This window comes from Hyphomicrobium sp. CS1GBMeth3, from assembly GCF_900117455.1.
Classification (GTDB): domain Bacteria; phylum Pseudomonadota; class Alphaproteobacteria; order Rhizobiales; family Hyphomicrobiaceae; genus Hyphomicrobium_C.
Genome location: NZ_FPHO01000002.1, coordinates 1 through 12,036, shown reverse-complemented (window position 1 = coordinate 12,036; position 12,036 = coordinate 1). Strand labels below are relative to the sequence as shown.

At 64.9% G+C, this 12,036-nt stretch carries 12 protein-coding genes, 1 pseudogene and 1 riboswitch; all 13 genes and pseudogenes read left to right on the top strand.

Annotation, left to right across the window (positions count from 1 at the left end):
- Positions 1–61: 61 nt before the first annotated feature.
- Entirely contained in the window at positions 62–436 is a 375-nt protein-coding gene (locus tag CS1GBM3_RS00065) for an endonuclease domain-containing protein (protein ID WP_072389688.1), read from the top strand.
- The gene (locus CS1GBM3_RS20195) at positions 433–558 is read left to right on the top strand and encodes a hypothetical protein (protein WP_280172527.1); all 126 of its coding nucleotides are present in this window, start codon (positions 433–435) and stop codon (positions 556–558) included. Before CS1GBM3_RS00065 ends, CS1GBM3_RS20195 begins: the two co-directional genes overlap by 4 nt.
- Positions 559–565: 7 nt before the next feature.
- A complete protein-coding gene (locus CS1GBM3_RS00060; protein ID WP_072393359.1) occupies positions 566–1,057 on the top strand; it encodes a GNAT family N-acetyltransferase in 492 nt (163 codons plus the stop codon).
- Between the two features lie 172 nt (positions 1,058–1,229).
- The gene (cimA, locus tag CS1GBM3_RS00055) at positions 1,230–2,840 is read left to right on the top strand and encodes a citramalate synthase (RefSeq protein ID WP_072389686.1); all 1,611 of its coding nucleotides are present in this window, start codon (positions 1,230–1,232) and stop codon (positions 2,838–2,840) included.
- 28 nt (positions 2,841–2,868) lie between these two features.
- On the top strand, positions 2,869–3,735 hold the full coding sequence (locus CS1GBM3_RS00050) for a pentapeptide repeat-containing protein (protein WP_083566913.1): 867 nt from the start codon (positions 2,869–2,871) through the stop codon (positions 3,733–3,735).
- Positions 3,736–3,879: 144 nt separating this feature from the next.
- Entirely contained in the window at positions 3,880–4,740 is an 861-nt protein-coding gene (locus tag CS1GBM3_RS00045; protein WP_072389684.1) for a pentapeptide repeat-containing protein, read from the top strand.
- Positions 4,741–4,834: 94 nt separating this feature from the next.
- Complete coding sequence (locus CS1GBM3_RS00040; RefSeq protein ID WP_072389682.1) at positions 4,835–6,067, top strand: aminotransferase class I/II-fold pyridoxal phosphate-dependent enzyme; 1,233 nt, start codon at positions 4,835–4,837, stop codon at positions 6,065–6,067.
- 15 nt (positions 6,068–6,082) lie between these two features.
- Positions 6,083–8,788, top strand: coding sequence for an FtsK/SpoIIIE family DNA translocase (locus tag CS1GBM3_RS00035; RefSeq protein ID WP_072389680.1), 2,706 nt, complete (start codon positions 6,083–6,085; stop codon positions 8,786–8,788).
- Positions 8,789–9,009: 221 nt separating this feature from the next.
- Positions 9,010–9,831, top strand: coding sequence for a LolA family protein (locus CS1GBM3_RS00030; protein WP_072389678.1), 822 nt, complete (start codon positions 9,010–9,012; stop codon positions 9,829–9,831).
- A 539-nt stretch (positions 9,832–10,370) separates the two neighbouring features.
- Entirely contained in the window at positions 10,371–10,703 is a 333-nt protein-coding gene (locus CS1GBM3_RS00025; RefSeq protein ID WP_072389675.1) for a hypothetical protein, read from the top strand.
- Positions 10,704–10,907: 204 nt separating this feature from the next.
- Positions 10,908–11,159 carry a hypothetical protein gene (locus tag CS1GBM3_RS00020; RefSeq protein WP_072389672.1) on the top strand — a complete coding sequence of 84 codons (252 nt, stop codon included), beginning with the start codon at positions 10,908–10,910 and terminating at the stop codon, positions 11,157–11,159.
- 114 nt (positions 11,160–11,273) lie between these two features.
- Positions 11,274–11,415: riboswitch (TPP riboswitch) on the top strand.
- Positions 11,406–11,795, top strand: coding sequence for a hypothetical protein (locus tag CS1GBM3_RS00015; protein ID WP_072389669.1), 390 nt, complete (start codon positions 11,406–11,408; stop codon positions 11,793–11,795). It overlaps the preceding riboswitch by 10 nt.
- Positions 11,796–11,843: 48 nt before the next feature.
- Positions 11,844–12,036 (top strand): annotated as a pseudogene (locus CS1GBM3_RS00010) (phosphomethylpyrimidine synthase); the annotation flags it as partial.

Sequence of the window (12,036 nt, the reverse complement as noted above, 5' to 3'; positions counted from 1 at the left end):
CACCCCTAACCCCTCCCCACCAGGGGGAGGGGAATAGCTGCTTCTTATCGGGGCGCCAGCCATGACCAACATCATGAGCGAGCGCGCCCGGCAGATGCGGCGAGAGAAGACACAAGCGGAAAAGAAATTGTGGCGTGAGCTACGAGAGCTCAATCGCCAAGGCTTTCACTTTCGACAACAAGCTCCCATAGGCCCATTCATCGCCGATTTTGCTGACCACACGGCCAAGATCGTCATCGAAGTTGATGGAGGCCAGCATGCCGAACCGAAGGGCCTGAAAACTGATCAAGAGCGTACACGTTGGTTGGAAGCGAACGGCTATCGCGTGCTGCGGTTCTGGAACAACGATGTTCTAACAAACACGTTATCGGTCATGGACACAGTCGTCCGCGACGTCGGTCTTCACGCGTCGGACAAAAAGGAAGCAGCCCGATGAGTAATGACTGGAAAAAGGACGTCCCGTTCCCGCGCCACTGGCTGGTCTACCTGATCATCAAGATCGCGCTCGTGCTGTTTGCCGTCTATCTCGCATTCAAGCTCGGCTTCATCTGGCAGTAGTCCCATGATGACCACGTCCTACCCGCTCCGCCCCTTCCTGCGCGCCGACACCATAGCGCTGCGGGAGCTGTTCGCGCAGTCGATCGAGGAGCTGACCGCCGAAGAGTACGACGAGGATCAGCGCGTTGCCTGGGCCGCGACCGCCACCGACGCCAACGCCTTCGCCGACCGCCTCGGCGCCATGACGACCCTCGTCGTGCAGGTCGAGGGCGAGTACGCGGGCTTCGCCTCGCTCAAGGGCAACAACGTCTTCGAGATGCTTTACGTGCATCCCTACTTCGCCGGCCAGGGCGTCGGTACGGCGCTCGCGGACGCCATCGAACGCTTGGCCCAGGGCCGGGGCGCCAAGGAGATCACCGTTGAGGCCAGCGATACGGCCGAGCCGTTCTTCGAAGCCCGCGGCTACGAGGCCGCCCAGCGCAGTATGATCCCGCGCGACGACCTCTGGCTCCCGAACACGACCATGAAAAAGCGTCTCGGCGCCGACAACGACGCTTGAGGCTGGCTCAAGAGATCCACGATGAGCACGGAACGCCTCTACCTCTTCGACACCCCGCTGCGCGCCCGTTCGCGCGCAGGCGTCTCGCTACATGAGCGCGTGGTGATCTTGGAGCGCCGAGCACGAATAAAACCGGAAAAATGCTGTCGCGCAGCAAACAAGCGAGCCGCGAATGTCTAAGGAACGCCTCTACCTCTTTGACACCACGCTGCGCGACGGCGCGCAGACGACGGGCGTCGACTTCTCGCTCGAGGACAAGCGCCGCGTCGCGGCCCTGCTCGACGATCTCGGCCTCGACTACGTCGAAGGCGGCTATCCGGGCGCCAACGACACCGACTCGCAGTTTTTCAAGGCGAAGCCCGCTTTCAAACGCGCCCGCTTCACCGCCTTCGGCATGGTGAAACGCGCCGGCCGCTCTGTCTCCAACGATCCTGGCCTGCAGGCCCTCCTCGCGTCCGCCGCCGACAGCATCTGCATGGTCGCCAAGTCCTGGGACTACCACGTGCGCGTCGCCCTCGGCATCTCGAACGAGGAAAACCTCGCCGCGATCGGCGAGAGCATCCGCGCCGTCGTCGCCTCCGGCCGAGAGGCCATGCTCGATTGCGAGCACTTCTTCGACGGCTGGAAGGGCAACCGCGACTACGCGCTCGCCGTGGCCAAGACCGCCTACGAGGCCGGCGCCCGCTGGGTCGTGCTCTGCGACACCAACGGCGGCACGCTGCCCCACGAGGTCGAGCGCATCGTGGCCGACGTCGTGCAGCATGTGCCGGGTGACCGCCTCGGCATTCACACACACAACGATACCGACAACGCCGTCGCCAACACGCTTGCCGCCGTGCGCCAGGGCTGCCGCCAGATCCAGGGCACGCTGAACGGTCTCGGCGAGCGCTGCGGCAACGCCAACATGACGTCGATCATCCCGACGCTGCTCCTGAAATCCGCCTTCGCCGACAACTTCGAGACCGGCGTCACACCCGAGCGCCTGCGCACGCTGACCCACGCCAGCCGCGTCCTCGACGAGCTTCTGAACGCAGCCCCGAACCGCCACGCGCCCTACGTCGGCGAGAGCGCCTTCGCTACCAAGGCCGGCATCCACGCCTCCGCGATCCTGAAGGATCCCGGCACCTACGAGCACGTGCCGCCCGAAGCGACCGGTAACGAGCGCCGCCTCCTGGTCTCGAAGCAGGCCGGCCGCTCGAACGTCATGGCGTCGCTCGAGAACCTGGGCCTCGCCGTCGACAAGGACGATCCGCGCGTGCAGACCCTGCTCGACGAGGTGAAATCGCGCGAATCCTCAGGCTATGCCTACGAGACCGCGGAAGCCTCCTTCGAGCTGCTCGCGCGCCGCCACCTCGCCAACGTGCCGCGCTATTTCTCGGTCGACAGCTTCCGCGTCATGGTCGAGCGCCGCCACAACGCCATGGGCGAACTGGTCACCGTCTCGGAAGCGACCGTCAAAGTGTTCATCAACGGTGGCCAGGATCCGCTGTGGTCGGTCGCCGAGGGCAACGGCCCCGTCAACGCGCTCGATCGCGCGCTACGCAAGGACCTCGGCCCCTACCAGCGCCACATCGAGACCATCGAGCTGGTCGACTACAAGGTGCGTATCCTGACCGGGGGCACCGAGGCCGTTACCCGCGTGCTTGTCGAAACGTTCGACAACGCAACCGGCGAACGATGGATCACCGTCGGCGTTTCCCCCAATATCATCGACGCCAGCTTCGAGGCGCTGCTCGATTCCATCAACTACAAGCTGTTAAAGGACGGCGCCGAGGCGGCCTGAGATCGAACCAATCGGGAGAAACGGAGACATGCGCGGCACGACGGCTTCTCTGGCCCTGATCCTCATCGCCACCGGTGTCCTAGCGACAGTCGCCGCCGCGGGCGATGTGCCGAGCTACACCGCTCCGGACGCCGGCAACACGGAAGCACAGGCCGACAGGCAGCTCACCACGCGCGAGGTGATCGCGCGCGTGTTCCAGACCGCACCAGGCGCACGCCCCGATCTTGTGGAGCTGAACCTGACGCGCATGGACCTCGCCGAGCTCGACTTCAAGCGCGCGCGCCTCGACAAGGCCGACCTCTACGGCGCCGAGCTTTCGCGCGCCAACTTCTCGGAATGCTCTCTCATCGGCGTGCGCCTCAACCGTGCGACCATCACCGCAGCGGATTTCTCCGGCGCCGACCTCACCGACGCGCAGATCCTACGTCCGACGACATTCACAAGCCTTGAGGTCGTCACAGCAGAAGCGCCAAAATTCAAAGGCGCCAAACTCGTGCGCATCCGCTCCGACGGCTGGCTCGATCGCGCCGATTTCACGGGTGCCGACCTGACAGGCGCCGTGTTCGGCGGCGGCGCCTCGCGCGAGGAGACGCTGTTCACTCCCGCGAGCCTGATCAGTGCCAACTTCACCGGCGCCACGCTGAAGCAAGCGAAGTTCCCGGACGCGCATCTGAAATACGCCCGCTTCAACGATGCGGACCTCACTGACGCCAACCTGCGCGGCGCAAATCTGTTGCAGGCCGATTTCAGGGGCGCGAACCTCGCCGGCGCTGACTTCACCGGCGCCAACCTCGACGAAGCGGACTTGCGCGGCGCCCGCGGCCTCGATCAGGCCATCGGCCTCAAGCACGCCGAGAACGTCGGAAGCGCCCGGTTCACAGTCCCTTCCCCGTAACCTGCAACGGCTCCCAGGAACCCGCACGCATAACGTCGGGAAATTTGCCCTTGTAATCATGAGAGCAACCGGCAACACAGAACCAAGCCGTTTGCACACCACCTTTGCAGTCCGCGCGTGCTGCACGGCATGGGAGAACTGCTCATGCGCTTCGCAAACGGCCTCGCCACCTTGTTGCTGCCGGTTCCCGTTGCCATAGCCATCGCGGCAACAGCCGCGGCCAACGACCTTCCGAGCTATCTCGCGCCGGAGAAAAAAGAGGCCGCGGGCAAGCGCCTCACCGCGCGCGACGTTGTCCAGCGCGTATTTCAAGCGCCCCCCGATGCGCGCGCCGACTTGCAAGCATCAGACCTCAGCAAGCTCGATCTTGCAGACCTCGACTTCAAGGCCGCCTTACTGACCGGCGCCAACCTCTACGGCACCGACCTCACGAACGCACGCCTCGCCGGCGCCTCGCTGGTGGGCGCGCACCTCGACCGGGCAACGATCACCGCCACCGACTTTTCGCATGCGGATCTGACGGACGCTCGCATCATTCGCCCCACCGTGTTCACATCACTCGTGGTCATAGCGAAAGAGGCCCCGAATTTCGCCGGCGCCAAGCTGGTTCGCTTCCGCTCAGATGGACAGCTTGACCGCGCAAATTTCACAGGCGCCGACCTCACCGACGCAGTCTTAGGCCGCTCCGCTGTGCGCGAGCCAGCCGTAAACGCGCCGGCCAGTCTGATCATGACGAACTTCACCCGCGCCATCCTGAAGCACACGCGCTTGGCGCAGACCTCCCTGCAATACGCCAGCTTCGTAGACGCCGACCTCAGAGGCGCGGATTTGAGTCAGTGCGATCTCCTCAGAGCCGACTTTTCCGGCGCCGACCTCACCGGCGCCAATCTGACCGGCGCCAACCTCGACGGGGCGAACCTCAGAACCGCCCGCGGCCTCGACAAGGTCATCGGCCTCGAGAAGGCTGTGAATCTCAACCTGGCCCACCGCGCCTCCATGCCCTGATCACGACCGTCGGCCATCGACAGCCCTACCTTCGGAGCGCTATGTCCTGTCGCGCATCCCTGACGTCCCGCGCGTCTGAACTCCAAAGGCCCCGATGTCCGACACCCTGAGCCTCGCGTCCCTCGCCGATGGCACAATCCTGTCGCCGTTCTCGCGCCTGCGCCAGTTGCTGGACGGCACGCCGCCGGGCCACTCAAGGCCGATTGACCTGACGCTCGGCGAGCCGCGCGAGACGATGCCGCCGTTCGTCGCCGCCAAGATTGCGGAAGCCGAAGCGCTGTTTGCAAAGTATCCGCCCATCCGCGGCTCCGACGAGCTGCGCCAGGCCATCGCCGAGTGGATAGGCCGCCGCTTCGGCTTCACGGGCCAAGCCGCCATCGATCCAGCGCGCGAGATTTTGCCCTGCAACGGCTCGCGCGAGGGGCTGTTTTACGCCGCCTTTCCGGCCGTCGGCCACAAACAGCAGCAAGGCCTCGCGCCACGTCCTGCAGTCCTGATGTGCAATCCGTTCTACCAGGCCTACCTCGGTGGAGCGCTCGCCGCCGGCGCCGAGCCGGTCTTCCTCAACGCCACTGCAGAGACTGGACACCTCCCGGACCTCGACGCCCTCGAAGCCGACACGGCGCTGCTGACGCGCACCGCCGCGCTCTATCTCTGCTCGCCCGCGAACCCACAGGGCGCCGTCGCCGACCCCGCCTACATCGCCCGCGCGCTGGCCCTCGCCCGCGCCCACGACTTCATGTTGTTCTTCGACGAATGCTACTCCGAGATCTACGGCGGCGCGCCACCCACCGGAGCGCTCGAAGTTGCAGCAAAAACTCCGGAACGGTTCCGCAACCTCGTCGTGTTTAACTCGCTTTCCAAGCGCTCGAACCTGCCGGGCCTGCGTTCGGGCTTTTCGGCGGGCGACGCGGATTTCCTCGATACCCTCTTCGAGGTGCGCAACCTCATCGGCCCGCAGATGCCGGGCCCTACCCAGCACGCATCCGCCGCCGTCTGGGCCGAGGAGCAGCACGTCACCGCCAACCGCCTAGCCTATGCTCAGAAGTATGACATCGCCGATACTGTCCTCGGCACTCGCTTCGGATACCGCCGCCCGGCCGGAGGCTTTTTCTTGTGGTTAGATATGGAGGTTCTTAAAGACGGTGAATACGCTGCGCTAACCTTATGGAAACGTTTCGGAGTCAAGGTCATTCCTGGTGCCTACCTGGCCCGAAACGGATGTGACGGGACCAATCCCGGCGCGCGCTACGTGCGTGTCGCCTTGGTCCACGACGCCGCGACGATCAGAGAGGCTCTCGAACGGTTCGTCCATGTATCTGCGTAAGAGACGTTCGCCACCATGTCATCCGTCACGGGTCCGTCCGCTTCCGGGCTTGATCGCCAGCGCCTCCTTCCGGCGGCCCTCGAGGCGCGCCTGCTCGGCACGCTCGGCCGCAGCTCTGGCCTAGCGCTTCTCCTCGTCATTGCCGCCGTCTGGACGAGCCTCGTCTCGTGGACGATCACGGACCCGAGCCTAACCCACGCCACCGATGGCGCCGTGCGCAATGCCCTGGGCTCGCCGGGCGCAATCATTGCCGACTTGATGCTTCAGACGCTCGGCCTCGCCGCCGCCGTTGCGCTCCTGCCGCTCATGATCTGGGCCTTCGCGCTCGTTCACTCCGAGCACGTCACAACTCTTCGCACCAAGGCCATCTATTATCCGTTCGCCGTCCTCGGCATCGCTGGCGCCGTGTCCGCCCTGCCGCACAGCGCCTCCTGGCCGATTTCGCCGGGCTACGGCGGCATCCTCGGCGACGTGACCTTCAATTCGGTCTCGTGGGTATTGGGCGTCGTCAGCACCGACACCGCAAACCTAGCCTCCGCCGTTCTGCTCGCAGGCCTCGGCATGTCTGCCCTGAGCCGCGCCCTCGGCCTCAAGCGCGAAGACGTGTTCCCTCACCGCCATTACGCGCAGGCCGCATCCTGGAGCGTGGGCGCAGCCCATCACCTTGCGTCTCGCCTGTCGCGACCGGGAAGCCTCAATGCTGCCTTGGGCACCTTGCGCACGCTGGGGCAACGCCCCCTGCCCGCCTGGCGTCCGCACCGCGACACGTTCGAGCCCATGCTGCCCGGCATCTTCGCGCGCCACCCCGAGCCTACGCACGCGCCCGCATCGCGCCCGCATCCCGCTGCACCGGTCTATGCACGGCGCCGGTCCGTCGACGACGGACGCGTACTCCATGACCTCGACGCCATCGACGACGAAGACGACGTCCCCAATACCGAGGACAGCGCGCTCGAGATCTCGAGCCGCGCCATCGCCGAGCGTTTCGCGCCGGCCAACGTGCGCCCGCTACCGCCCGAGCCTGCGCTCGAGCCGCACGAGCTGCCGCGCTTCCTGACGGGCGCCCGCGAGCGCGAGACCACGCCGCCGCCCCCTCAGCCTGCTCCGCCACCGCCCGCGCCGGCCCAGCAGCACCCGCCCGAGCCCCCGCGTCGCGCGCAGACGAGCCTGCTGCGCGCCGTGAACGCACGCCGCGCCGAGGCATCCGCCTTCAAGCGCCCCCTGCCCGCCATGCTGAAGAAGAGCCCGCCGTCGAAGACAGGCAACGAGTTCTCGCAGACCGTGCTGCGCGGCACCGCGCGCCTGCTCGAGGACGTGCTCGCCGACTTCGGCGTCAAGGGCGAGGTCCGCGACATCAAACCCGGCCCCGTCGTGACGCTTTACGAGTTCGAGCCTGCACGCGGCACCAAGGCGACGCGCGTCATCGCGCTCGCCGACGACATCGCGCGCCTCATGAGCGCCACCAGCGCCCGCGTCGCCGTCATTCCCGGCCGCAACGTCATGGGCATCGAGCTGCCGAACAGCCGCCGCGACATGGTCGGACTGCGCGCGTTGCTCGAGAGCCAGGCCTTCACCGCCGCCGAGGGCATCCTGCCTCTGACGCTCGGCCGCTCGATCGGGGGCGAGCCGATCGTGGCAGACCTTGCGCGCATGCCGCATCTTCTGGTCGCCGGCACCACCGGCTCCGGCAAGTCGGTCGGCGTCAACGCCATGATCCTGTCGATCCTGTTCCGTCACACGCCCGAGACGTGCCGCTTCATCATGATCGACCCCAAGATGCTGGAGCTGTCGGTCTATAACGACATTCCGCACCTGCTGACGCCCGTCGTCACCGACCCGCAGAAGGCCGTTGGCGCCTTGAACTGGGTCGTCTCCGAGATGGAGGAGCGTTACAAGCGCATGGCGAAGCTCTCGGTGCGCAACATCGAAGCTTTCAACGCGCGCGTCCGTACCGCAGCAGGGCGCGGCGAGAAGCTCGCCCGCACTGTGCAGACGGGCTTCGATCCCGAGACCGGCCAGCCGCTCTATGAGCGCGAGGAGATGGACCTCGACCCTATGGCCTACATCGTCGTGGTCGTGGACGAGTTCGCCGACCTCATGATCACCGCCGGCAAGGACATCGAGACCGCCGTGCAGCGCTTGGCACAGAAGGCGCGCGCAGCAGGCATCCACTTGATCATGGCCACGCAGCGCCCATCCGTCGACATCATTACCGGCACCATCAAGGCCAACTTCCCGACGCGCATCAGCTTCCGCGTCGCCTCCAAGATCGACAGCCGCACCATCCTCAACGAGCAGGGTGCCGAGCAGCTTCTGGGTCAGGGCGACATGCTGATGACCTCGGGTGCCGGACAGCTCCTGCGCGTGCACGGACCGTTCGTCTCCGACGACGAGGTCGAGGCCGTAGCAACGCACCTACGCGCACAAGGCGCGCCACGCTACGTCACCGCCATTGAGGCGCCGCCCTCCGACCTTGACGACGGCGCCGACGGCCCGGATGGCGCCGACGGCGGCGAGAGCCTCTACGATCGCGCCGTCGCCGTCGTGCTGCGCGATCGCAAGGCCTCGACCAGCTACGTGCAGCGCCGCCTTTCCATCGGCTACAACCGCGCCGCCGATCTCATCGAGCGCATGGAGCGTGAAGGCCTGATCAGCGCGCCGAACCACGCCGGCCGCCGCGAGATCCTGGTCGGCGACACGCCGAGCCGCTCCGTCGCCTGAAGCCGTCCACGGATATCCCCTAAGGATGCTGTCGGCCACTGGACGCACGAAGCAGCGCCCCCTATCAATTCTGCGGGCGCAGGCCGTGCGCGACCGGCAAGGGGTCGCGCTCAATCGCGATCCCGGGCGGATCGCAGTTGCCCACTTCTGGACGCAATGTCCGGTCAGACAGCAGGGGGCGCCTCTCGGGCTTCAGAGGCGGGGGCTTAATGAGACGGAACATGAAGATACTGGATCTGGCCGCTACGGCCGGCGTTGTGCTCGCGATTCTGTCGCTTCCAGCCCATGCCGGCGGCAGCACGGCTCCTGCCGGCGGAGAGCCCGCGGTCGCAGTCCCAGCGCCTGTTCCGGCAACGCGCCCGAATCCCACTGCCAACAACGATAAGGACAAGGAAGCCGCGCCCGCCGCAGCGGCAGCGGCCGAGCAGCAGGGCTCAGAATGGAACGCCGAGGTCGCGACACCAGGGGGCGGCCTCGTGCTCAACGACGTCCAGACGGAGGTCGTCAAGAAGGTCAACACCTACTTCAACGATCTGGGCGACCTGAAAGGCAACTTCGTACAGATCGACGCCAACAATAAGCGTATGCGCGGCAAGTTCATGGTCAAACGGCCCGGCCGCTTCCGCTTCGACTACGCACGCCCCTCGCGTCAGATCATCATCTCCGACGGCAGTTACCTCGCCATCCAGGATCTCGACCTCAACAACGAGGACCGCGTGGAGCTGGACCAGACGCCATTCCGCCTGCTGCTGCGCAAGGATGTCGACCTGCTGCGCGACGCCAAGATCGTCGAGGTTCAGGAGAGCGACGAGCAGATCATCGTCGCACTGCGGGACAAAAGCCCGGACGCGCCCGGCAAGATCAAGCTCTTCATGTCGACGAAGCCCAGCATCGAGCTCAAGGAATGGATTACGACGGACGCTCAGGGCCTTGATACCCGGATCGAACTGTCGGCCCTGGAGAAGGGCGAGACGCTGGACGCCAAGCTTTTCAAGATCGAGGCCGTCAGCTTGAATAAATTCCATCCCCTAGGACATAATTAATGGGATTGGGCTGCCTCGCGGCCTGTTTCTGCCCTTGCTGGAAGCCCTGACCAAAATAGTGGCAGCAAGCCGAACGGTTTAAAACATAGGCATTTTTTGGCCCTGAGAGGCGTCCGAATCAGGGTCATCCTGGGATATTGGGGATAAGTAAATCACTTTTTCGTGATCTGGCACTCTCCCCCCTATTGAAAGCTGGCGTGTTGCGCTTATGTCATCGCTACACAGGCGAGACCATTCAAATCGGTAGCTCCCCCCGTCTAACCGAGGTCATCGTCTGGGACGCCGGCTTCCCTCCCGGCGTTTGCGCGCGAGAGCGCTTGAGCGCCCAGCCCCTCCCCCCGGGGTTGGGCGTTTCTCTGCCTGCATCCCTTCGTCCGTTTGGCGCGTCTCATTTTTACCCTCTCGGGCGCCTCGAAGGCGTCCCAAAGATGAACCGCGACTGAAAGCACCATTCAGTACCGGTTCAAGGCGCCTCGCCTATTCCTTCTGCCATCACGCCCCGGCCAGTGCCGGATGCGAACGGAATAGGAGCACGACACATGTACCGCACCATCCCCCTCGCCCTGATGCTTTCGATTGCGGCGCCAGCCATCGCCTCGGCCGACGTGATCTCCGATCGCCAGGACCGTCAGGCAGAGCGGATTGAACACGGCCGCAACACCGGCTCGATCACCTGGACCGAGGGCATCAAGCTGCGCGCCGAGCAGAACCGGATCGCGCGCACGAAGGCCGCGATGGAATCCAAAGGCTATCTGACGCGCAGCGACCGCGCGAAGCTCGCCGAGATGCAGAACCAGGCATCAAAGAACATCCGCGCAGAATCGCGTGATGGTTGGCATCGCCTGTGGGGCCTGCCCCGCGTCGGCAAGTAAGAAACCACACTCCCCACCAACCCTGCACCTCCCGCTGGGCCGGTCGAAAGACCGGCCCCTTTTTTGTGTTCCGCACGCGGCGCGAACATGAACGCAAGCTGTCACGATCATTCAAAGGCGGTTCAAGCGCCAGCGCACATGATCGATCTTGAGGTCCGGCAACTGACCGTGATCCGGGCCGTCAGTAGAATAGGGAGACAAAACATGACGACCTCGCTGCTCACAAAGCTGTCGATCGCGGCCGCTGCCACCATGCTGACTTTCTCATCGCCTGCCCTAGCAGATCGCGGCGGCAAGCACCACGGGCATGGCTATGGTTACCATCACCACTATGGCCACGGCCATTACAAGAAGCACAAGTACAAGCGGCACTATGGTCACCACCACCATCGCCGCTGGCACCGCCACTGGAAGCCGCGCTTCTACGGTTGGAACAGCTACCGTCGCGGCTGGTAAACCTACTCCACATCGCACCAGGGGGCCGATCGCAAGATCGGTCCCTTTTTTTGTGCGCGAGGGCTTGCACGCGATGCGCGATGGCGCGAAGCTCCAGAAGCACGACCAAATGGACGATGTTCCAAGGGGCGCCGGAACGACCGGCTGAGATCACTGTGAGTGCGTTTGGAAACCGACGCACGACGAAAGAAACCAGTGAGCACCCTTCGAACCTGATCCGGCTCATACCGGCGAAGGGATGGACACATGACGAACGCTGAGCTGATTGCCGGCTTTGCCGGTCCCATCATGATGGCAGTGGCAGCCGCCATGCTCATCAACAGGCGGGCGATTGTCGGGACGATCAAGGACGTTTCGAACAATCCCGGCTTCATCTTCTTCGCCGGCATCCTGACCTTGCTCGCTGGCCTTGCCATCGTACGCACGCACAACGTCTGGTCCACTGAGTGGACGGTGCTCGTCACTGTCATCGGCTGGCTCGCCATCATCGGCGGCATCGTCCGCATCGTCTGGCCGAAACAGGTTGCTAGCTTCAGCAACAAGGCCATGAGCACCGAGAATGCGATCACAGCGTGGGCACTCGTCGCGCTGCTACTCGGCGCCTTTCTGACCGCCAAGGGCTACGCCCTCGTTTAGGCACTAGCCCTCGCACCGGCCCAGCACCCTTTTTCTTGGAGCAATTGGATGAACAAGCCGACACGCACGGCCGACATGACGCCCGTTAAGGTCACCACGGGCGCGCTCCCGAGCTCGCGCAAGCTTTACGTCGCACCGGAAGCCGCACCCGACCTCGCCGTACCGCTTCGCGAGATCACGCTGACACCGGAGAGCGGCGAAGCCCCGGTAAGGGTCTACGACGCCTCAGGCCCCTACACGG